The following is a 20443-nucleotide window of genomic DNA, read 5'->3' as shown; positions in this document are numbered from 1 at the left end:
GCTCACTGATCCTTATTGATCCGCTGCGGATGCCTCGGGTCCGCTGCAACCTTACCCGGCAAGCTGCTTTCGCTGCGGATCTGCGCATGACTGATCAGCGCAAAGATACAGCTGCCGCCAATGATATTGCCGGCCAGGGTCGGCCCGGCGAATATCAGCCAGAAATCCTTCCACGGCAGTTCACCGGCAAATACCAGGTAAGACACTTCCGCCGAGCCGACCACGATGTGGGTGAAATCCCCCAGCGCCATCAAGTAGGTGATCAGGATGATGATCCAGAGCTTGGCGCTTTCCATCGACGGAATCATCCACACCATGGTGGCGATCATCCAGCCGGAAACGATGCCCTTGGCGAACATCTGGCCGGGGGCGTTTTCCATGACTTTGCGTCCGATCTCAAGGAAGGCCTGGTCGGTCTTGGTATCGAAGATCGGCAGGTGCAGCATCACATAAGCCACCAGCAAGGTGCCGCACAGGTTGCCCACCAGCACCACCGTCCACAGCCGCAGCAAGCGCCCGGCATTGGCCAGGGTCGGTTTGCTCATCACCGGCAGCACTGCGGTCAGGGTGTTTTCGGTGAACAACTGCTGACGCGCGAGAATCACCGCCAAAAAGCCCGCGCAGTAACCGAAACTGGCGATGACTTTGAACCCTTCACCGTCCGGCAGGCGCGAGTTGAGCAGGCCCATGCCCATCAATGACAGGCCCATGGTCAGGCCGGCCGCCAGCGCCGACCACCACAATGCCGCCACCGTGCGCTCCAGTTCCTGATCGCCCTGGGTGCGGATGATTTCATGCAGCACCGCCGCGCGGGGTGGCTGGTTCTTGTCGACGTCGTGCTGCTCTTCCTTCGACAGGTTGGGGGTCTTGCCGTCGTCGTGCGTGGCCATGATGCTCCAGAGTCCAAGGGGTGCCTGTAGCTACGACAGGCTGGAGCGATGGCTGTTCAGTGGCCTGGCAACTAAACCGGTATGCGCCAGGCCTTGGCCATCTCCACCGTGGTCGAGCTGAACGGTTTTGACCAGGGCTTGTTGCGCGCGCCGTAGTGCCGAATGATCTCGTCGAGCACCCGGTTGAACGCCGCGGGGGTGGTCGCCTTGGCCAAATCCGCCGCAGCGCGTTGCAGCAGGTCGACATTGGCGTCGGTCTGGCCCGGCCGGTACAGCGATGGGTAGATGACCTCGCGGGTGAAATTTTCGGCCTTTACCGCGATGTCGCGCCGTTTCATTTCGACGACCGCACTGGCCATGACGCTGGACATCGGCGAGGCGCCCGAAGCCTGCTTGGCCGCCACCTGCAACAACTGCTGAAAATTGCGCTGCCCCGCGGCATTCAATCGACGCCCCAGCCACTCGACGTGCTCAGGCCGGCTGGCGAGCGCATCCAGGTTACGCAGCGCGGCAGACAGCTCAGGTGTGAAGATCAGGGTGTCGTGGGCCTGGTTCACCTTGGCAATGGCACTGTCCAGGGTTTGCAGCGCTTGTTGTGCGTTCTGTCTGAACATCAACACCGCGGCGGCGGCCGGGTCTTTCTGCAAGGTTGCCTGCGCACTGGCCAGCATCGCATCGTCCATTGCCAGCACCGCGTCATCCAACGAGGCAAACGTGTGATGCTCGCGCACCGTGTCGCGTTGTTCCAAGTGCGCCGCCACGGTTTTGCGCGCCTGTGCCTGTAGATGCTGCTTGTCTTGCGCGCTCATGGTGAAATTCACGGTGCCGTTGAGCGTGCCGCGAAAGTCCCCCTTATCCGTCTTCAGCGGCAGGACCACGGTCTGCTCGGCAAACGCCTTGAGCCGCTCATTTTGATAGGCCTCGGCGGACGCATGGGGCGTTCCCGTCAGCTTGTCGACGAGGCTGCTGAAAAAACCGCCGCCTTTTTTCGGCATCGCTGCGTCTTCGGCTTCAAACTTGACGATCAGAGACTCGTGCTGGCTCAACGGGCTTTCTGCAAACGAGGGCTCGATCACCCCGGGGGCCGGCGTGTTGAGCAGCAGGCCGCCGTCCTGGAATGCAGTGGCTTCGGCGGTTTCCTGGAAGGCATGCCCCTGCTCGCCAGGGCGCTTGAAAAGCACCGGCAACGACGCCGAGATGTGCGCGGCGCGGGCGATGTCCATGTCCGGGGTCAGGCTGGCGTTGAACGTCACCAGTTGCGGGCGGCCGTCGAACATCCCTGTGCCGGTGATATTGAGCGGTTTGATCGCCGGGATATGTCGGTTCAACACCTCAAGATCGCGAAACGTCGGAGCCTCGCCGGCGCTGAGCCGGTCGGCGATTTTCATGACTTCACCAGGCCGGGTGGCCCTTGGCGTAGCGGCGATATGGGCAAGGACCGATTGGCGCGACTCATTGCGCAGCAATTGCTCCAAGGGACGCGCCTCGGTTTGCAGGCGCGGCATCATGGTCAGCAACAATTGAGAGATATTGCCCGCCGGGCCTGGCAAGCGCCGGGTGAGTTTGCCCAGGCGAGCACTGGCCTCTTGCAGCCAGGCCGTCAACGGGTCGTCGCTGTTCAACAGGCTCGGCAGGTCGATGCGGTTCGATAGCTTGCCGAAGACCTCGGCGTTCATGCCGCTGGCGAGCAACGAGGCAGAAATCGCGCCGGCGGATGAGCCGGAAATAACCTGGATACCTTGCAGCTTCCCACTGTCCTCCAGCGCCTGCACCATTCCCGGATAGGCAATGCCTTTGGCACCTCCGCCGCTGAGCACCAGATGGCTGGGCGGTGGCGGCGACAACACCACCTCCACCTGGCCGTCAATATTGCGGGAAAGACTCAGTTTGCGCGGTCCTGCGGCCTCAACCAACGTGGTTTTCACGTCTTGGCTGAGGGGGGCTTGCGATGACTGGAGCGAAAGCGGCTGCATCTGCGCAGCCGGATTGGACGACACTTTCATACATAGGCTCTCGATACAGAACGTAGTCCTGAGTCGTGAGAAAGCCTGGGAAAGATCCACGCGGAATGATTTGGTAAAGCAATCAAACCGCTGTGCGGTTACGCAGGAGGGCTGTCTTCCTTGAACTGGTCTTTCACGTATTTGATCTCGGTCCGGCCGTGAGGCGCGGGCAAACCGTCTTCGCCGAGGTTGACGAAGACCATTTTTTCCACGGTGAGGATGCTTTTGCGGGTGATCTTGTTGCGCACTTCACAGGTCAGGGTGATGGAGGTGCGGCCGAAATCGGTGGCGGTGATGCCCAGCTCGATGATGTCGCCCTGGCGCGAGGCGCTGACGAAGTTGATTTCAGAAATGTACTTGGTCACCACGCGCTGGTTGCCCAATTGGACAATCGCGTAGATGGCTGCTTCCTCGTCGATCCAACGCAGCAGGCTGCCACCGAACAGGGTGCCGTTGGGGTTGAGGTCTTCAGGTTTTACCCATTTGCGGGTGTGGAAGTTCATGGTCACTCCAAAGCGTCTTGCCGAATGATGGGCAATATCATGGCAGAGCCTGGGCGCAAGCTCTATGCGCCATTGCCTATCGCCCCCATGCGGGATCTTCATATCGCCGACAGAAAGGCTTGGGAAGTGCCGCGTACACAGCTATAATCGCACCCGCTTCAAAACGGTCATCTTCAGTTGATACCGTTCTCCCGCCACCTGTCCGAGGGGCGCTGCAGCAGGTTAGACCTGTCAGGCTCGGATGGGGCGTTGTCCGGCCTGGTTGTCCTGGCCTGATACTAAACGCACAACGGCGCCCATTCGCACACTACGAATGGAGGCTCTTCATGAGCGCTGTAATTACGCCTGCAGATTTCAACGACTACAAAGTCGCCGACATGTCCCTCGCTGCCTGGGGCCGTCGCGAAACCTTTATCGCCGAATCCGAAATGCCTGCGCTGATGGGCCTGCGTCGCAAGTACGCCGCTGAGCAACCGCTCAAGGGCGCGAAGATTCTCGGCTGCATCCACATGACCATCCAGACTGCCGTGCTGATCGAAACCCTGGTTGCCCTGGGTGCCGAAGTGCGTTGGTCGTCCTGCAACATCTTCTCGACACAAGACCAGGCCGCCGCCGCCATCGCTGCTGCCGGTATCCCGGTATTCGCCTGGAAAGGCGAGACCGAAGCAGAGTACGAATGGTGCCTGGAGCAAACCATCCTGAAAGATGGCGCGCCTTGGGATGCCAACATGGTCCTCGACGACGGCGGCGACCTGACCGAGCTGCTGCACAAGAAGTACCCGCAGATCCTCGACCGCGTCCACGGCGTGACCGAAGAAACCACCACCGGCGTACACCGCCTGCTGGACATGCTGGCCAAGGGCGAGCTGAAAATCCCGGCCATCAACGTCAACGACTCGGTGACCAAGAGCAAGAACGACAACAAGTACGGCTGCCGTCACAGCCTGAACGATGCGATCAAGCGCGGCACCGACCACCTGCTGTCGGGCAAGCAAGCCCTGGTGATCGGCTACGGTGACGTGGGCAAGGGTTCGTCCCAGTCCCTGCGCCAGGAAGGCATGATCGTCAAGGTCTCCGAAGTCGACCCGATCTGCGCCATGCAAGCCTGCATGGACGGTTTCGAAGTGGTTTCGCCGTTCATCGATGGCATCAACGATGGCAGCGAAGCGAGCATCGACAAGGCCCTGCTGGGCAAGATCGACCTGATCGTCACCACCACCGGTAACGTGAATGTCTGCGATGCCAACATGCTCAAGGCCCTGAAGAAGCGCGCCGTGGTGTGCAACATCGGTCACTTCGACAATGAAATCGACACCGCTTTCATGCGCAAGAACTGGGCATGGGAAGAAGTGAAGCCACAGGTACACAAGGTTCACCGTACCGGCTCGGGCGATTTCGACCCGCAGAACGACGACTACCTGATCCTGCTGGCCGAAGGCCGCCTGGTAAACCTGGGTAACGCCACTGGCCACCCAAGCCGCATCATGGACGGCTCGTTCGCCAACCAGGTACTGGCGCAGATCTTCCTGTTCGGCCAGAAGTACGCCGACCTGTCGCCGGCCCAGAAAGCCGAGCGTCTGACCGTGGAAGTGCTGCCGAAGAAACTCGACGAAGAAGTGGCCCTGGAAATGGTCCGCGGCTTCGGCGGCGTGGTGACTCAACTGACCAAGACCCAGGCCGACTACATCGGCGTGACCGTCGAAGGTCCGTTCAAGCCGCACGCTTACCGCTACTAAGTAACCAGCTCCACCTGCTCTAACCTGTAGGAGCGAGCTTGCTCGCGAAAAACCCAAGGGCACCGCGTACAGCCTGTTTGACGCGTTATCGTTGACGTTCTTCGCGAGCAAGCTCGCTCCTACAGTGCAGGTGGGTTGCACAGTCGGCTTCTGAGTTTCCAAGGGTATTACCATGTCCCAAGACCGTCGCTACAGCTTCGAGTTCTTTCCGACCAAGACCGATGCTGGGCATGAAAAACTGATGGCGACTGCCAAGCAGTTGGCCAGCTACCACCCCGACTTCTTCTCCTGCACCTACGGCGCTGGCGGCTCGACCCGTGACCGCACGATCAACACCGTGTTGCAGCTGGAAAGCGAAGTCAAAATTCCCGCCGCGCCGCACTTGTCGTGCGTGGGCGACAGCAAGGCCGACCTGCGCGCCCTGCTGACCCAATACAAAGGCGCCGGCATCAAGCGCATCGTCGCCCTGCGCGGTGACCTGCCATCCGGCATGGGCATGGCCAGCGGTGAGCTGCGCTACGCCAACGACCTGGTGAGCTTCATCCGCGAAGAAAGCGGCGATCACTTCCACATCGAAGTGGCGGCTTACCCGGAGATGCACCCACAGGCGCGCAACTTCGAAGACGATCTGCAGAATTTCGTGCGCAAGGCCAACGCCGGCGCCGACAGTGCGATCACCCAGTACTTCTTCAACGCCGACAGCTACTTCTACTTCGTCGAGCGTGTACGGGCCATGGGTGTGAACATCCCGATCGTGCCGGGCATCATGCCGATCACCAACTACAGCAAGCTGGCGCGCTTCTCCGACGCCTGCGGTGCTGAGATCCCACGCTGGGTGCGTAAGCAACTGGAAGCCTATGGCGACGACGTCAAAAGCATCCAGGCATTTGGCGAACAGGTTATCAGTAAGATGTGTGAACAATTGTTGCAAGGTGGTGCGCCAGGGCTGCATTTCTATACCCTGAACCAGGCTGAACCTAGCCTTGCCATCTGGAACAACCTCAAGCTGCCACGCTGAAGTTTGCCCGGCTGTGCCAAGGCCCTCGTTTCTACGAGGGCCTTTGTCGTTTTACATGCCCACGGAACCCAGCAGTCCATGAATACAGTGCCCACGACTTCCCGCCCGCAACTGGTGTATCTGGTTTTCGGTGCCGAAACCTATCATCAGGAAGCCGTCTTCAGTATCGCCAGCGCCTTGGCTTTTCTGCAGGACACCCCGGACGCCGTCGTGGACATCCAGGTATTCAGCGACAACCCCGAACCCTATCGCCTGCTGCCGGTACGCGTGCGCCCGCTGGACGACGCCACCCGCAAACGCTGGAGCGAGCCCCACGGCTATCACTTCCGCACCAAACACGTGGTGCTGCGCCAGGTGCTGGAAGAGTCGTCGACAGCCCTGCTGATCGACACCGACACCTTCTTCCACCATTCGCCCACAGCCCTGTTCGAGCGCGTGCAACCCGGCACTCTGCTGTGCAACGCCTTCTACACCAAGTACGGCGACAATCACGAAAGCATCCTCTATAGCGCCCTGCACCAGCGCCTGCTGGACATGGGCGTGGCCGACGATGACATGATGACCCTCAACTCCGGCGTCATCGGCCTGACGCAACAGGACGCGCACATCCTCGATCACTCCATCGAGTTGATGGATGAACTGTTCCCCCACGCCCAGGGCGCCTACACCCTGGAAGAGTTCTGCCTGTCGATCGCCGCCTACCGCACCGTGAATGTGCGCGAGTGCCCGGACCTGATCCACCATTACTGGAGCCGCAAGCAGCTGTTCCGCGCCAAGGTCAAGGCGTGGATCGCCAAGCATGCGGCCGCCCCCACCAGCGCGCAGGCCCTGGCCGACACGCGTCAGGTTTCCTCGCACCTGCCGCGCCCGCCGCGCTTGCAGCGCCTGATGTACAAACTGATCACCCTGCTCTTGCCCAAGCACCAGCAGCAGTTCATCCGCGAAGTTCTCTACGGTTGCTACGAGCACGAGAACGAGTTCGACCAGGCGTGTGGCCCGGTGTGGTGGGACAAGGCGCGGCAGAATCAGGAAGAGCGCCAGCAACGTCCGCTCGACGCCCACCAACTGGAGCACTGGTTCGCCAACCCGGTGGTCAGGCTGATTCTGGGCGAGCGGCGCAGCGCGATCTACGAACATTTGATAACCTCGCCCGTCAAATAACGATCCTTGCAGATGCGCGTGCCAGAGCTTCTCTTTCATTCAGGAGCATCGTAACCTCAGGCCATGTCCGCCCTTCTGAAGCTGTTGACTGCGACTCTTTTTACTTGCCTGAGCCTGGCCGCTCACGGCGAGAAATTGCGCATCGTCACCGAACCGTGGGCGCCTTACGTGTATGACGACAACGGCACGATGCGCGGGCTGGACTATGAAACCACGGTGATCGTGTTCCAGCGCCTGGGCGTCGATGTGCAGTGGCAATTCCTGCCGTGGAAACGCTGCCTGGCGATGCTCGAACAAGGCCACGCCGACGGCGCGCTGGACATTTTCCACAGCCATGAGCGCGATGCCCTGCTGCTGTACCCCAGCGAACCGCTGTCGGAAGTGGAGTTCGTGCTGTTCTACGCCAATGAGCGGCCCCACCCGGTCCAGACCCTCGACGAGTTGCGCGGGCTGACCGTGGGCACCTCGCCGGGTTACCTGTACGGCGCCGAATTCAGTGAGTCCAGCGTGTTCCAACGCGAGCCGGCGCCGAGTCATGAAGCGAACTTCGGCAAATTGCTGCTTGGCCGCATCGATCTGCTGGTGACTGACCGCCGGGTCGGCCAGCATGTGATCGCGGCCTTGGGCCTGGAAGGCCAGGTCAGCCAGGCGCCCGCCGTGATCCGCCGCCAGCAGCAGTTCCTCGCCGTGCGCCGTGGCGCGGGCATGGACCTCCTAGTGCAGCGCTTTGCCGCCGAACTCAAGCGTTTCAAGCAAGAGCCGGCCTACGCCGCCTTGAGCGCCAAATATGGTGGTATTCAAAGCGCAGCGGCGCCGATTACACTGCACGAACACACCGTTGAGCAGCAGGAAAGCAGCGCGCGGTGATTGCTCTGTTATACTCGGGCCTTCCCGCCAGGCTTACGCCCGGCCGCTGAGGTCTTGAAAAAGACACCCAACCCAGCTACTGCGCAGCTTTGCGGCCCGCGCGAGCCATTGGAGTGTCCGCCAGACGCAGCAGGACCGGACGGGGTTGCGCTCCCCTAAGCGCCATTCACGCCCGGCAAGATTATCCCTTTGGGCCAAGCCCTAACTAAAACAGGATTACTCATGTCCTTTGCTTCCCTCGGTCTCTCCGAGGCTTTAGTCCGCGCCATCGAGGCAGCGGGCTATACCGAGCCTACTCCGGTGCAACAGCGGGCTATTCCCGCCGTGTTGCAAGGTCGCGACCTGATGGTTGCGGCTCAGACAGGTACTGGTAAAACCGGCGGCTTCGCCCTCCCGATTCTGGAGCGGTTGTTCCCCAATGGTCACCCGGACAAGTCCCAGCGTCATGGCCCGCGCCAACCGCGCGTACTGGTCCTGACCCCTACCCGCGAACTCGCCGCCCAAGTGCATGACAGCTTCAAGCTGTATGCCCGCGACCTGAAGTTCGTCAGCGCCTGCATCTTCGGCGGCGTCGGCATGAACCCACAGGTTCAGGCCATGTCCCGTGGCGTTGACGTCCTCGTCGCCTGCCCGGGTCGCCTGCTCGACCTGTGCGGCCAAGGCAGCGTCGATTTGTCCCACGTGGAAATCCTCGTGCTCGACGAAGCCGACCGCATGCTCGACATGGGCTTTGTCCATGACGTGAAAAAGGTCCTCGCCCGCCTGCCGGCCAAACGTCAGAACCTGCTGTTCTCGGCAACGTTCTCCAACGACATCACCGCCCTGGCCGGCAAGTTGCTGCACAACCCGGAGCGCATCGAGGTCACGCCGCCGAACACCACGGTCGAGCGTATCGAACAACGCGTGTTCCGCCTGGCCGCCAGCCACAAGCGTTCGTTGCTGGCGCACCTGATCACCCACGGCGCGTGGGAACAGGTGCTGGTGTTCACCCGCACCAAGCACGGCGCCAACCGCCTGGCCGAGTACCTGGACAAGCACGGCCTCACCGCCGTCGCCATCCACGGCAACAAGAGCCAGAACGCGCGCACCAAAGCGCTGGCCGACTTCAAGGCCGGTGAAGTACGCATCCTGGTGGCCACCGATATCGCCGCACGCGGCCTGGATATCGACCAACTGCCGCACGTGGTCAACTTCGAGCTGCCTAACGTCGACGAAGACTATGTACACCGTATCGGCCGTACCGGCCGTGCCGGTCGTTCGGGCGAAGCCATCTCCCTGGTTGCGCCGGACGAAGAAAAACTGCTGAAAAGCATCGAGCGCATGACCAAGCAGAAAATCGCCGACGGCGACCTGATGGGCTTCGATGCCAGCACCGTTGAGGCCGAGAAGCCTGAGGTGCGCGAGCGTCCGGACGTGCGTAACCCACGCAACCCACGCGGTCCGAAGGGCGATGGCCCGAACGGCGGCGGTGGTGGTGGCGGTCGTCGCGACAAGGGCAAGGACAAGGGCGGCAAGGAAAAAGCGCCGACCAACGGCCGTGGCGAACGCCCGGCCCGCGAGCAGAAGCCCCGCGAAGGCACCCCGGCCCGCGAACAGCGTCAGCCGAGCCAGCCAAGCCAGCCGCCACGCGCCAGCGCCGACCGCGCGCCGGACGAGTTCCTCGACGACGATGTGGATAACTTCGGTAACCGCGTCGACTACGTGCCCCAGGCCAAACCGGCCCAGGGCCGTGGCCGTCGTCCAGGCGCTCCGGCTCCGGGCGCTGGCACTGGCGCACCGCGTGGCGGCCAGCCACAGGGCGCGCGTCAGAACGGCCCGCGCAACAGCAGCGGCGGCACCACCGGTACGCCACCGGCCAAGCGCAGCGGCCCGCGTAACGGCGCACCGCGTGATGGCCAAGCGCGTCGCGAAGACTCGCGCAGCAACAACCGCCGCCCGGCCCGTGACGACCAGCCACGCTTGTCCGAGCCAGCGGTGCAGAACCCGCGCGGCGGCCCAGCGCCGAAGATCATCCACAAGGAGTCGAAAGCCGACCGCTTCCCGACACCGGAGCAACTGGATCAGTTGCCAGGCCGTCCTCGTGGTGAAAAACCAGCGCTGCTGACCCGCAACCGCGAAGCATAAAAAAAAAACCCGTATCGCGAGATACGGGTTTTTTTGCCTGTAGGAGCGAGCTTGCTCGCGAAGGTCGTCAACGATAACGCTGGCAGCCTGAAAAAACGCGGTGTCTCTACGTTTTTCGCGAGCAAGCTCGCTCCAACAAGTGAAGCGTTACTTCGCTTTCACACCTTCGAACGTCACGTACAGCTCAACATTGTTGGACGCTGGGCCCAGGTCCATCTGCTTGCCGAAGTCTTGGCGATTGAAGCTGGTGGTGCCTTCAAAACCGGCACGGTAGCCGCCCCATGGATCCTTGCCTTCACCCAGGAAGGTGGCCTTGACGACGATCGGCTTGGTCACGCCGTGCAGGGTCAGGTCGCCGGTCACGTCGGCAGTGACTTGGCCCGCAGCATTCTTACCGGTGGTTTTAACACTGGTGGAGACGAACTTGGCATCGGCAAACTTGCCAACGTCCAGGAAGTCTTTGCTGGAGATGTGCTTGTCACGTTCAGCGTGGTTGGTGAACACGCTGGCGGTGCGGACGTTGAACTCAATCTTGCTGTCTTCAGGCTTGGCGGCATCGAAGCTGAACTTGCCGTCCAGGTCCTTGAACGTACCGGTGATGAAGCTGTAGCCCAAGTGGCTGATCTTGAAGTCGACGAAGGCGTGCTGGCCTTCTTTGTCGACAACATAGTCAGCGGCCATCACCTGGCCTGCGGACAGCAGAGCAGAACCGATTGCCAGAGCAGCGAGTGTCTTTTTCAACATGCTTTCTATTCCTTGTGAGTCGAGGTTGAACATCAGGCTTTGCGCCCCAGCATTCGCGTGAGGGTCGCATCACGATCGATAAAGTGGTGTTTCAACGCGGCCACGCCGTGCAGGCCGGCGAAAACCACCAGCACCCAGGCGAGGTACAGATGCACCACGCCTGCGGTGTCTGCCTGGTCCGGCAAGCCGGAAACCAAGGCAGGAATCTCAAACAGGCCAAACACCGGGATACCCACACCGTCCGCGGTGGAAATCAGGTAACCGGCGATCATCACGGCAAACAAGCCGACATAAAGGAACCCATGGCCAAATGCAGCACCGATCCGCGTCAGCCGGCTGTAGCTGGCCAGCGCCGGTGGCGGCGGGCTGATCAGGCGCCAGACGATACGCACCAGCATGATGGCGAACAGCGTGATGCCTATGCTTTTGTGCAGATCCGGCGCGTCTTTGCGCCATGCGCTGTAGTAGTCGAGACCGACCATCCACAAGCCCAGGGCGAACAGACCAAACACCACCAGGGCCACGCCCCAGTGCAATACCATGCTGACCCAGCCGTAGCGGGCTGGTGAGTTACGTAGCTGCATGTACTTAATCCCGTAAGAACTGTGCTCAAGACTAACGATTTACCTATCGAATTAAAGCGCAATTTTTTGCTTTGAAATATCGAGAAATATGATCATAAGCCTAGGCACAATACGTTAACGAGGGATTAAGACTATTCCTAAGAAACGTGACAGACCGTCCTGTGTTTACTGCGAATTGCCCCACAATGGCTTGTGACACGGGCCTCCATTGCATAGGCTTGCGCGATTGTTTCGCCTGCGCCGGGCGCAGGACCGCTTCGAGGAGATAGACGATGGGCTTGAACAACCAGTGGATGCAACGCGACCTTGCGGTGCTGTGGCATCCCTGCACCCAGATGAAAGACCACCAGCAACTGCCGCTGATCCCGATCAAGCGCGGTGAAGGCGTGTGGCTGGAAGACTTCGAAGGCAAGCGCTACCTCGACGCCGTCAGCTCCTGGTGGGTCAACGTGTTCGGCCACGCCAACCCGCGTATCAACCAACGCATCAAAGACCAGGTCGACCAGCTGGAACACGTGATCCTCGCCGGTTTCAGCCACCAGCCGGTGATCGAACTGTCCGAGCGCCTGGTGGCGATGACGCCCGCAGGCCTGACCCGGTGCTTCTACGCCGATAACGGTTCGTCGTGCATCGAAGTCGCGTTGAAGATGAGCTTTCACTACTGGCTCAACCGCGGCCTGCCGAACAAAAAACGCTTCGTCACCCTGACCAACAGCTACCACGGCGAAACCATCGCCGCGATGTCGGTGGGCGACGTGCCGCTGTTCACCGAAACCTACAAAGCGCTGCTGCTCGACACGATCAAGGTGCCAAGCCCGGACTGCTACCTGCGCCCCGAGGGCATGAGCTGGGAAGAACACTCGCGCAACATGTTCCTGGCCATGGAACAGACCCTGGCGGACAACCACGACACAGTCGCCGCCGTAATCGTCGAACCGCTGATCCAGGGCGCCGGCGGCATGCGTATGTACCACCCGGTATACCTCAAGCTGCTGCGCGAAGCCTGCGACCGCTACGGCGTACACCTGATCCACGACGAAATCGCCGTGGGCTTCGGCCGCACCGGCAGCATGTTCGCCTGCGAACAGGCCGGCATCCGCCCGGACTTCCTGTGCCTGTCCAAGGCCCTCACCGGCGGCTACCTGCCGCTGGCGGCGGTGGTCACCACCGAAGATGTCTACAGCGCCTTCTACGACGACTACCCGACCCTGCGCGCCTTCCTGCATTCCCACAGCTACACCGGCAACCCGCTGGCGTGCGCAGCGGCCCTGGCGACCCTGGATATTTTCGAAGAAGACAACGTCATCGAAAACAACAAGGCCCTGGCCCAGCGCATGGCCACGGCCACCGCGCACCTGGCGGACCACCCCCATGTGTCAGAAGTGCGCCAGACCGGCATGGTGCTGGCCATCGAGATGGTCCAGGACAAAGCCACCAAGACCGCCTACCCCTGGCAGGAACGCCGTGGCCTGAAGGTGTTCGAGCACGCCCTGGCGCGCGGCGCGCTGCTGCGGCCGTTGGGCAGCGTGGTGTACTTCCTGCCGCCGTATGTGATTACGCCGGAGCAGATCGACTTTTTGGCGGAAGTGGCCAGCGAAGGGATCGATATCGCCACCAACAGCAAGGTGAGCGTTGCCGTGCCCAAAGACTTCCACCCAGGCTTTCGCGATCCAGGTTGATTTGCCCTTCAAGCTTTGTATTTTTTTCCAGAGAACAGACATGAGACTGTCCCGCTTTTTCACCGACACCCCGCTGAGCCTCGGCGATCACGAATTGCCTGAAGCCCAGGCGCACTACATCAGCCGCGTGCTGCGCATGGGCGAAGGCGATGCCGTGCAATTGTTCGACGGTTCCGGCCAGGAGTTTCGCGGCACGTTGCTGGAGGTCGGTAAAAAACACGTCAGCGTGCAACTGACCGAGCAATTCGCCGGGCAGGCCGAATCGCCGCTGCACATTCACCTCGGCCAGGGCCTGTCCCGCGGCGAGCGGATGGATTGGGCGATTCAGAAAGCCACCGAACTGGGCGTCAACGCCATCACGCCGATTTTCAGCGAACGCTGCGAAGTGCGCCTCAAGGACGAACGCGCCGACAAACGCCTGCTGCACTGGCGCCAGGTGGCGATCAGCGCCTGCGAGCAATGCGGGCGCTCGACGGTGCCGGTGATTCATCCACCGCTGCTACTGGCCGATTGGCTGAAGCAGACCGAGGCGGACCTGAAGCTGGTGCTGCACCCGGTGGCCGAGCCGATGGTCAGCCATGCCAAGCCATCGAGCCTGGCGTTCCTGATCGGGCCCGAAGGCGGCTTGACCGACCCTGAAGTCGACACCGCCCAAGACGCCGGCTTCCACGCCGCCCGCCTCGGCCCGCGCGTGTTGCGCACCGAAACCGCGCCGGTCGTCGCGCTGGCCGTCGCCCAACAACTGTGGGGCGACTTCTGACCGGCCCGAGGAGCGGGTTTATTCCACCGGGTCGCTGACCGGCGTGGCGAAGATCGCCTTCAACTCGGCGGTCATCGGAAACTCCAGGTTCAGGCCCTTCGGTGGGATCGGCTGTTCAAACCAGCGCCGGTAAATCCCGTTGATCTCACCGGTGCGGTACAGATCGCCCAAGGTGTCGTTGACCACCGCGAGAAACTGCGGATCGTCCTTGCGCACCATGCAGCTGTAGATTTCCCGCGACTGCTCCTCGCCCACCACCACCCAGCGATGCGGGTCCCTGGCCTTGGCGCGCTCGCCGTAGAGCAACGCATCGTCCATATAGAACGCGGCTGCGCGGCCGGTCTCGAGCATCTTGAAGGCTTCGCCATGGTCCTTGGCGCTGATCACCGACAGGTTGCCGTTGTGCTCGGCGTTGTAACTTTTGAGAAAACGTTCGTTGGTGGTGCCGGCGGTCGTCACCACGTTCTTGCCCTTGAGGTCGGCGAAGCCTTGGATGCCGCTGTCTTTCGCCGTCAGCAGTTGCCCCTTCACGTAGATGAAGCCGTAGGAAAACGCCACCTGCTTCTGCCGCTCGGCGGTCACCCCGGTAGAACCGCACTCCAGGTCGACGGTGCCGTTCTGCACCAGCGGGATACGGGTCTGGGAAGTCACCAGGTTGTACTTCACGCTAAGGTTGGCCACCCCGGTTTTCTGCTGGATGCGCTCGACAATCTTGTTGGCCAGGTCCACCGAATAGCCCATGGGCTTACCGCTCTGGTCGCCCACGTAGGAAAACGGCACCGACGCATCGCGATAACCCAAGGTAATGGACTTGGTGCTGGCGATCTTACTCAACGTGCCCTCTGCCGGCGGTTCATTCGCCTGAACCGGCGCGCCGAACAAAAGCCCCAGGGTGCAACCGGTCAACAGGATTTTTCTCATTGTTATTCTCCGTTGGTGTGTGACGATTCAAGCGGCGCGGGGCGCCAGGCCCTGCATATCAATCGATGGCAGGTGCTGGCCGATCAGTTCGGCCAGCAGTTGGCCGCTGCCGCAGGCCAGGGTAAAACCGAGCGCGCCATGGCCCAGGTTCAGCCACAGGTTGCGATAGGCGCTGGCGCCAATCAGCGGCACCCCGGTCGGCGTGGCGGGACGCATGCCGGCCCATTCGACCGCCTGGGCGTAGTCGCCGGCCAAGGGGAATGTCTCGACCGCCTGGCGCCTGATCAACGCGAGCCGCTTGGGCTCGAGGCCGGCGTCGAAACCGACGATATCGACCATCGCCGCCACCCGCAATTGCTCGCCGATCCGGGCGTACACGATCTTGCGGTCGTAGTCGGTGATGCTCACATTCGGCGCCCGATGCTGCGCGCCAATCGGCACGCTCAGGCTGTAGCCCTTGAGCGGATACAGCGGCAGCGCCAGCCCCGGCAACCCCAATTCAGCGCTGCGATGCCCGGCGGCGAGGACCAGTTGCTCGACCGGCATTACCTCCTCGCCCAACTCTATGGCCTGCACCGCACCGGCGCTGTGACGGATCCCGGTGACCTTGCGCCCCAGCAAGAAGCGGCAATGCCCCGACGCTTGCAGGCGCGCCGCCAGGCGTTGGCAGAAGGCGTGACAATCGGCCACTTCCTCGTTCGGCGTGTAGATCCCACCGACAAAACCACCGCTCGCCAGCGCCGGCTCCAGGCGAGTGCAATCGGCCGCCGACAGCACCTGCTGTTGCAGGATATCCGTGACCTTGCGGCGCGCATGCTCGAAGGTGTCGGCGTTGCGAAACGTCACCAGCTTGCCGTTGCGCCGCCAGTCGAAGCCGTCCAGGCGATCATCCTCGCGCCACTGCTGCAAGGTGGCCTGGCTCAGGCTCGCCAGGCGCAGCAAGTGGGCGGCATTGCGCCGGTTCACCGAGCCACGGCAGGCGCCGAGGAACGCCGCCATCCAGCGCCATTGCTGCGGGTCGAGGCGCGGGCGCAGCTTCAATGGCGAATCACCGCGCAGCAGCCAGCCAAGCGCTTGCAGCGGCACGCCGGCATCGGCCAGCGGCGCAACGTAGCGATACGACAACTGCCCACCGTTGGCGAAACTGGTTTCGCTGCCCAGGGTGTCGCGCGCGTCGATCAGCGTCACGTCATGCCCGGCGCGCACCAGCGCGTAGGCGCTTGCCAGGCCGATGACCCCACCCCCGATGATACAAACCTGCCTGGCCATCCCCGCTCCTCGCCGTTGAATAAGACGGCTCAAGCGTAGGGGCAGGTGACAGGCCCGCGACAATGAATAAAGATGGGTCACCTATAAGCAAAGGTTATGGACTCGCCATGCGCTTGCGTCATATCGAAATCTTCCAGGCCATCCGCCAGACCGGCTCCATCAGCGCCGCCGCGCAATTGCTGCACGTCTCGCAACCGGCGGTGAGCAAAGTGTTGCAGCACGCCGAGTTGCAACTGGGCTTCCCGCTGTTTCTGCGCGTGCGCGGCAAATTGCAGCCCACGCCGGAAGCCCTGGCACTGGAACGCGAAGTCGAGAAAGTCAGCGAAAGCCTGCAAGGCGTAAGGCGCCTGGCCAAGAGTCTGCGCCGGTCGCCGGCGCAGAGTGTGCGGATCGGTGCGATCCCGGCGCTGGCGCTGTCGTTGCTGCCACCGGCGATTCTGCAGTGGAAGCGCGCTTACCCGGACATCGCCTGCGAACTGTCCAGCGACCATAGCCGCGAGTTGGTGCAGAAGCTGTTGATGCGCGAAATCGACCTGGCGCTGACCCTCAACTTCGCCGGCCACCCGGGGCTCACCACCCAAGTGCTGGCCAACGGAGCCTTGGTCGCGCTGGCGTCCAAGGGCTATTGGAGCGACGCGCAAACCCGCCAGCCGCTGCCGTTGGCGGAGCTGGCGGGAGCGCCGTTGATTGGCCTGTCCAGCGCCGACCCGTTGGCGGCAAAGCTCGACAGTTACCTGGAAAAAGTCGACCCGCCACCACGGGTGAGCCTCTCGGTGCAGACCTACTCCCTGGCTCGCGCGATGGTCGAATCCGGCGCCGGCCTGACCGTCATCGACCCCTTCACCGCCCTCGGCGCGTCGACGGCGACCACCTGCATCCGCACGCTCACACCGCCGCTGCCGATCACCCTGTACGCCCTGACCCGCGCCGACGAACCGCCGCCGCACATGTTGGCCAACCTGCTGCAGATCTTCGGTGAACGTGCCCGGGAGCTGCTCGAACGCCTGTAGTCAGCGCCCTCAACCTCTCTGAAGAACCAATGTGGGAGGGGGCTTGCCCCCGATGGCTGTGGTTCAGCCAGCATATTTGCCAACTGACACATCGCCATCGGGGGCAAGCCCCCTTCCACATTTTTTAGACCGCGTCGTGCGTTAGAGCACGTAATGCATGATCGCCACGAAATGCAGCAAACTGCCGCCGATCACAAACAGATGCCAGATCCCATGGGAATGCCGCAGGCGATCCTCCAGGGCAAAAAAGATAATGCCGACGGTGTACAACACCCCGCCCGCCGCCAGCCAGATAAACCCCGCCGTGCCCAGCGCGGCGATCAGCGGCTTGACCGCCACCAGCACGATCCAGCCCATCACCGCATAGATCACGATCGACAGAACCCGTGCTTCAGAACGCGGTTTGATCTCCTGCAGAATGCCGATCACCGCCAGCCCCCAGACGATCCCGAACAACGTCCAGCCCCACGGCCCTCTTAAACTGACCAGGCAAAACGGCGTGTAACTGCCGGCGATCAACAGGTAGATCGAAAAGTGATCGACCTTCTGCATGATCGCTTTTCGCCGCCCCTGCACGCTGTGATACACCGTCGACGCGCTGTACAGCACCATCAACGTAAACCCATAAATCGCCACGCTGACAATCTTCCAGGGGCTGCCGTCCAGGCTCGCCACCACCAACATCCACACCGCGCCCACACACGCCGCGACTGCACCGAGCAAATGGCTCCAGGCGTTGAATCGTTCCCCGTGGTACATCTGTCACTGACCTCCCGTAACCGTTGACCGCTGGCTGACAAGCGTCCCGCCTTGCGCATAAGAGTGCAAGGGCCTTATGACGTTCCGGCGACGCCGCACGGTTTTGCGCGCACAATCGGCAGCATTCGAACAAGAGCCACGGCCATGTTGATCGACGAAGAGTTCACCCTCAAAAAGCTGGAAATCTTCCTGGCCTTCATGCGTACCGGCAACCTGGCCCGCGCCGCTGCCGAGCTGCAAACCAGCAACGTCAGCGTACACCGCGCCATCCACTCCCTGGAAAACGCCCTGCGCTGCCCGCTGTTCAAGCATGAAGGCCGCAACCTCACCCCGCTGGAAAGCGCCTACGTGCTCGAAGAGCGCGCACAAAAGCTGGTGCAGGACGCAGTCGACAGCATCCGCCTGACCCGCGAAGCCGCCGGCTTCTCCGCCGAACGCTTCAAGCTCGGCTCGCTGTATTCGCTGACGGTGAAAACCGTGCCGCAACTGATCATGGGCCTGAAACTGCGCCGCAGCGAACTCAACATCGACCTGATCCTCGGCTCCAACTTCGACCTGCTGTATAAGCTCAAGAACATGGAAGTCGACGCGATCCTGATCTCCCTCGACGAACGCGCCAACGACCCCGATTGCGAACAGATCGCGTTGTTCTCCGACGACATCTTCCTCGCCACGCCCGCCGACTCGCCCTTCGACCGCGACCAGCAGATCGACCTGGCCGACGTGCGCGACGCCACGTTCATCACCCTCACCCAAGGCTTCGCCACCCACCAGGACGGCAACCGTGTGTTCAAGCAAGCGGGGTTCGAGCCGAAGGTGGCGATGCAGGTCAATGACATCTTCACCCTGCTGAGCATGGTCAGTTCGGGGGTCGGTTATGCGCTGCTGCCGGGGCGGATTGCGGCGGTGTATGAGAACCGCGTGAAGCTGATACCGCTGCAACCCCGGTATCGGTTGCAGCAGCATATCGGGGTGGTGTTCTTGAAGGCCAAGGAGCGTGATCCGAATTTGCTGGCGTTGTTGGCGGAGTGTCGGATGTATGCCAATCGGCAGGTGACAGCCTGACAGACCGTTATCGGGGGCAAGCCCCCTCCCACATTGAAACGCACTCCAAATGTGGGAGGGGGCTTGCCCCCGATAGCGCCAGCCCAATCACCGCAACACCCCAAAGTCAGCCCACCAACCCTCGCACAATGAAGTACAGCAACGAAGGCCCGAGCAAACAGCCAAGCCCGGTGTGGAACGTCGCGGTCAGCGCGCCATACGGCACCAGGCGCCGATCCGTCGCCGCCAGCCCCGCCGTCACGCCACTCACCGTACCGGCCAGCCCACCGAACACCATCGCCGAACGCGGGTTATCCAGGCCCATCCAACGCGCCGCAACCGGCGTGCCGACCATCACCAGAATCGCCTTGATCAAGCCAGTGGCAATCGACAGCGCCATCACATCCGAGGTCGCGCCGATCGCCGCACCGGTCACCGGGCCGACGATGTAGGTCACGGCGCCGGCGCCGATGGTGGTCATGCTGATCGCATCGCGATAACCGAATACCCAGGCCATGCTTGCACCGACGATAAACGGCAGGATCGTGCCCAGCAGCAGCGCAATCACACCGATCATCCCGGCCTTGCGCGCTTCGGTGGCTTGCACTTCAAACGCCGTGGCGACGATGGCGAAGTCGCGCAGCATCGCGCCGCCCATCAGGCCGATGCCGGAGAACAGCGATATATCCGCCAGGCCTTTTTGCCCGCCGGTCATGGTGCCGCCGACCCAGGCCAGCACCAGGCCGATCACGATGGCAATCGCCGAGCCGTGAACGCGCCCGAACGTCAGACGCTTGGACAGCACCACAGAAATCCACATCACCACGCCCACGAACGCAAAGGCAGTGACCAGGCCGTTATGCTCCAAACCCTTTTCAATGAGAGCCCACATATCAGCGGCCTCCCACGACAGGTGTCGGTGTGATCAGCGGTTCTTCATCGGGCAGCGGTTCGCCCTTGTGCGTGCGGCTGATCAACGCGATGGTGCAACCACACACCACCACCGAACCAATCGCCGCGAGCACCGCGACCGGGCCGCCGTGCAGAGCGGTGACCACATTTTGTTGCGCGGCCATCGCCACCACCACAGGGATGTACATCGCGCCCCAGAAGCCGACGCCCATTTCGCAATCCTTGGTCATGCCGCCGCGTTTGTGCATCCACAGCCGTGCGCAGATCAGCAGGATCATCGCGATGCCCACCCCGCCCACGTTGGATTTGACGCCGAGCAACACGCCAAGCATGTCGCCCATGATCACGCCCGCGAGCGTGCAGATCGCCAGCAATGCCACACCGTAAATAATCATTGTTGTTGTCCTCAAAGTGCTCGATCGATTTTTTGTTGTTGTGCTTCGAAAGCCTTGGGTGGTG

At 62.0% G+C, this 20443-nt stretch carries 19 protein-coding genes and 1 riboswitch; of the genes, 9 read left to right on the top strand and 10 right to left on the bottom strand.

Translation table 11 applies throughout. From position 1 onward, the window contains the following. Positions 1-2 precede the first annotated feature (2 nt). From AC07W0_RS09590 to AC07W0_RS09580, 3 genes are all read right to left on the bottom strand, one after another. Positions 3-890 carry a formate/nitrite transporter family protein gene (locus AC07W0_RS09590; protein ID WP_017844965.1) on the bottom strand — a complete coding sequence of 296 codons (888 nt, stop codon included), beginning with the start codon at positions 888-890 and terminating at the stop codon, positions 3-5. A 71-nt stretch (positions 891-961) separates the two neighbouring features. Further along, entirely contained in the window at positions 962-2893 is a 1932-nt protein-coding gene (locus AC07W0_RS09585; RefSeq protein ID WP_102617726.1) for a patatin-like phospholipase family protein, read from the bottom strand. 98 nt (positions 2894-2991) lie between these two features. Next, the gene (locus AC07W0_RS09580) at positions 2992-3396 is read right to left on the bottom strand and encodes an acyl-CoA thioesterase (RefSeq protein WP_017844967.1); all 405 of its coding nucleotides are present in this window, start codon (positions 3394-3396) and stop codon (positions 2992-2994) included. Positions 3397-3594: 198 nt separating this feature from the next. Further along, positions 3595-3701: riboswitch (S-adenosyl-L-homocysteine riboswitch) on the top strand. A gap of 21 nt (positions 3702-3722) precedes the next feature. Between AC07W0_RS09580 and ahcY the strand changes: the two genes are divergently transcribed. The 5 genes from ahcY (at position 3723) to rhlE2 (ending at position 10302) form a co-directional block, all read left to right on the top strand. Then, positions 3723-5132 carry an adenosylhomocysteinase gene (ahcY, locus tag AC07W0_RS09575; protein ID WP_017844968.1) on the top strand — a complete coding sequence of 470 codons (1410 nt, stop codon included), beginning with the start codon at positions 3723-3725 and terminating at the stop codon, positions 5130-5132. Between the two features lie 172 nt (positions 5133-5304). Beyond that, positions 5305-6150, top strand: a complete 846-nt coding sequence (metF, locus tag AC07W0_RS09570) for a methylenetetrahydrofolate reductase [NAD(P)H] (protein WP_102617727.1) — start codon at positions 5305-5307, stop codon at positions 6148-6150. Between the two features lie 78 nt (positions 6151-6228). Next, on the top strand, positions 6229-7311 hold the full coding sequence (locus tag AC07W0_RS09565) for a hypothetical protein (protein WP_102617728.1): 1083 nt from the start codon (positions 6229-6231) through the stop codon (positions 7309-7311). A 63-nt stretch (positions 7312-7374) separates the two neighbouring features. Beyond that, positions 7375-8178 (top strand): substrate-binding periplasmic protein, encoded by an 804-nt coding sequence (locus AC07W0_RS09560; protein ID WP_017844970.1) that lies wholly within the window; start codon positions 7375-7377, stop codon positions 8176-8178. A gap of 222 nt (positions 8179-8400) precedes the next feature. After that, a complete protein-coding gene (rhlE2, locus tag AC07W0_RS09555; RefSeq protein ID WP_046381778.1) occupies positions 8401-10302 on the top strand; it encodes an RNA helicase RhlE2 in 1902 nt (633 codons plus the stop codon). A gap of 147 nt (positions 10303-10449) precedes the next feature. On the opposite strand, the gene AC07W0_RS09550 is transcribed toward rhlE2, so the two are convergent. Both AC07W0_RS09550 and AC07W0_RS09545 read right to left on the bottom strand, forming a co-directional pair. Then, the gene (locus AC07W0_RS09550) at positions 10450-11046 is read right to left on the bottom strand and encodes a YceI family protein (protein WP_017844972.1); all 597 of its coding nucleotides are present in this window, start codon (positions 11044-11046) and stop codon (positions 10450-10452) included. 32 nt (positions 11047-11078) lie between these two features. After that, positions 11079-11630 (bottom strand): cytochrome b, encoded by a 552-nt coding sequence (locus AC07W0_RS09545; RefSeq protein WP_017844973.1) that lies wholly within the window; start codon positions 11628-11630, stop codon positions 11079-11081. Positions 11631-11902: 272 nt separating this feature from the next. Here AC07W0_RS09545 and AC07W0_RS09540 point away from each other — a divergent pair, with 272 nt between their 5' ends. Continuing rightward, on the top strand, positions 11903-13309 hold the full coding sequence (locus AC07W0_RS09540) for an adenosylmethionine--8-amino-7-oxononanoate transaminase (RefSeq protein WP_057003944.1): 1407 nt from the start codon (positions 11903-11905) through the stop codon (positions 13307-13309). A 40-nt stretch (positions 13310-13349) separates the two neighbouring features. After that, positions 13350-14069 carry a 16S rRNA (uracil(1498)-N(3))-methyltransferase gene (locus tag AC07W0_RS09535; protein WP_017844975.1) on the top strand — a complete coding sequence of 240 codons (720 nt, stop codon included), beginning with the start codon at positions 13350-13352 and terminating at the stop codon, positions 14067-14069. Between the two features lie 18 nt (positions 14070-14087). Here AC07W0_RS09535 and AC07W0_RS09530 read toward each other — a convergent pair whose 3' ends face one another. Together AC07W0_RS09530 and AC07W0_RS09525 are read right to left on the bottom strand one after the other, a co-directional pair. Further along, positions 14088-14990, bottom strand: coding sequence for a transporter substrate-binding domain-containing protein (locus AC07W0_RS09530; protein WP_102617729.1), 903 nt, complete (start codon positions 14988-14990; stop codon positions 14088-14090). Between the two features lie 27 nt (positions 14991-15017). Further along, positions 15018-16259, bottom strand: a complete 1242-nt coding sequence (locus AC07W0_RS09525; protein ID WP_017844977.1) for a D-amino acid dehydrogenase — start codon at positions 16257-16259, stop codon at positions 15018-15020. A gap of 107 nt (positions 16260-16366) precedes the next feature. Here AC07W0_RS09525 and AC07W0_RS09520 point away from each other — a divergent pair, with 107 nt between their 5' ends. Next, positions 16367-17269, top strand: coding sequence for a LysR family transcriptional regulator (locus tag AC07W0_RS09520; RefSeq protein WP_017844978.1), 903 nt, complete (start codon positions 16367-16369; stop codon positions 17267-17269). Between the two features lie 141 nt (positions 17270-17410). Here AC07W0_RS09520 and trhA read toward each other — a convergent pair whose 3' ends face one another. Continuing rightward, entirely contained in the window at positions 17411-18028 is a 618-nt protein-coding gene (gene trhA, locus AC07W0_RS09515; RefSeq protein ID WP_017844979.1) for a PAQR family membrane homeostasis protein TrhA, read from the bottom strand. Between the two features lie 144 nt (positions 18029-18172). On the opposite strand from trhA, the gene AC07W0_RS09510 reads away from it, so the two are divergent. Further along, positions 18173-19093 carry a LysR family transcriptional regulator gene (locus tag AC07W0_RS09510; protein WP_017844980.1) on the top strand — a complete coding sequence of 307 codons (921 nt, stop codon included), beginning with the start codon at positions 18173-18175 and terminating at the stop codon, positions 19091-19093. A gap of 106 nt (positions 19094-19199) precedes the next feature. Here AC07W0_RS09510 and madM read toward each other — a convergent pair whose 3' ends face one another. Next, positions 19200-19964, bottom strand: a complete 765-nt coding sequence (gene madM / locus AC07W0_RS09505; RefSeq protein ID WP_017844981.1) for a malonate transporter subunit MadM — start codon at positions 19962-19964, stop codon at positions 19200-19202. 1 nt (position 19965) lies between these two features. Continuing rightward, positions 19966-20379, bottom strand: a complete 414-nt coding sequence (madL, locus tag AC07W0_RS09500; RefSeq protein ID WP_017844982.1) for a malonate transporter subunit MadL — start codon at positions 20377-20379, stop codon at positions 19966-19968. Positions 20380-20443: the final 64 nt, after the last annotated feature.

Source organism: Pseudomonas sp. GW704-F2 (assembly GCF_059423025.1).
This window is presented reverse-complemented; position numbering and strand designations above follow the sequence as displayed.

Coding starts and splice junctions, on each gene's coding strand:
- AC07W0_RS09590 (WP_017844965.1), bottom strand. CDS start 890: ATGGCCACGCACGACGACGGCAAGACCCCCAACCTGTCGAAGGAAGAG.
- AC07W0_RS09585 (WP_102617726.1), bottom strand. CDS start 2,893: ATGAAAGTGTCGTCCAATCCGGCTGCGCAGATGCAGCCGCTTTCGCTC.
- AC07W0_RS09580 (WP_017844967.1), bottom strand. CDS start 3,396: ATGAACTTCCACACCCGCAAATGGGTAAAACCTGAAGACCTCAACCCC.
- ahcY (WP_017844968.1), top strand. CDS start 3,723: ATGAGCGCTGTAATTACGCCTGCAGATTTCAACGACTACAAAGTCGCC.
- metF (WP_102617727.1), top strand. CDS start 5,305: ATGTCCCAAGACCGTCGCTACAGCTTCGAGTTCTTTCCGACCAAGACC.
- AC07W0_RS09565 (WP_102617728.1), top strand. CDS start 6,229: ATGAATACAGTGCCCACGACTTCCCGCCCGCAACTGGTGTATCTGGTT.
- AC07W0_RS09560 (WP_017844970.1), top strand. CDS start 7,375: ATGTCCGCCCTTCTGAAGCTGTTGACTGCGACTCTTTTTACTTGCCTG.
- rhlE2 (WP_046381778.1), top strand. CDS start 8,401: ATGTCCTTTGCTTCCCTCGGTCTCTCCGAGGCTTTAGTCCGCGCCATC.
- AC07W0_RS09550 (WP_017844972.1), bottom strand. CDS start 11,046: ATGTTGAAAAAGACACTCGCTGCTCTGGCAATCGGTTCTGCTCTGCTG.
- AC07W0_RS09545 (WP_017844973.1), bottom strand. CDS start 11,630: ATGCAGCTACGTAACTCACCAGCCCGCTACGGCTGGGTCAGCATGGTA.
- AC07W0_RS09540 (WP_057003944.1), top strand. CDS start 11,903: ATGGGCTTGAACAACCAGTGGATGCAACGCGACCTTGCGGTGCTGTGG.
- AC07W0_RS09535 (WP_017844975.1), top strand. CDS start 13,350: ATGAGACTGTCCCGCTTTTTCACCGACACCCCGCTGAGCCTCGGCGAT.
- AC07W0_RS09530 (WP_102617729.1), bottom strand. CDS start 14,990: ATGAGAAAAATCCTGTTGACCGGTTGCACCCTGGGGCTTTTGTTCGGC.
- AC07W0_RS09525 (WP_017844977.1), bottom strand. CDS start 16,259: ATGGCCAGGCAGGTTTGTATCATCGGGGGTGGGGTCATCGGCCTGGCA.
- AC07W0_RS09520 (WP_017844978.1), top strand. CDS start 16,367: ATGCGCTTGCGTCATATCGAAATCTTCCAGGCCATCCGCCAGACCGGC.
- trhA (WP_017844979.1), bottom strand. CDS start 18,028: ATGTACCACGGGGAACGATTCAACGCCTGGAGCCATTTGCTCGGTGCA.
- AC07W0_RS09510 (WP_017844980.1), top strand. CDS start 18,173: ATGTTGATCGACGAAGAGTTCACCCTCAAAAAGCTGGAAATCTTCCTG.
- madM (WP_017844981.1), bottom strand. CDS start 19,964: ATGTGGGCTCTCATTGAAAAGGGTTTGGAGCATAACGGCCTGGTCACT.
- madL (WP_017844982.1), bottom strand. CDS start 20,379: ATGATTATTTACGGTGTGGCATTGCTGGCGATCTGCACGCTCGCGGGC.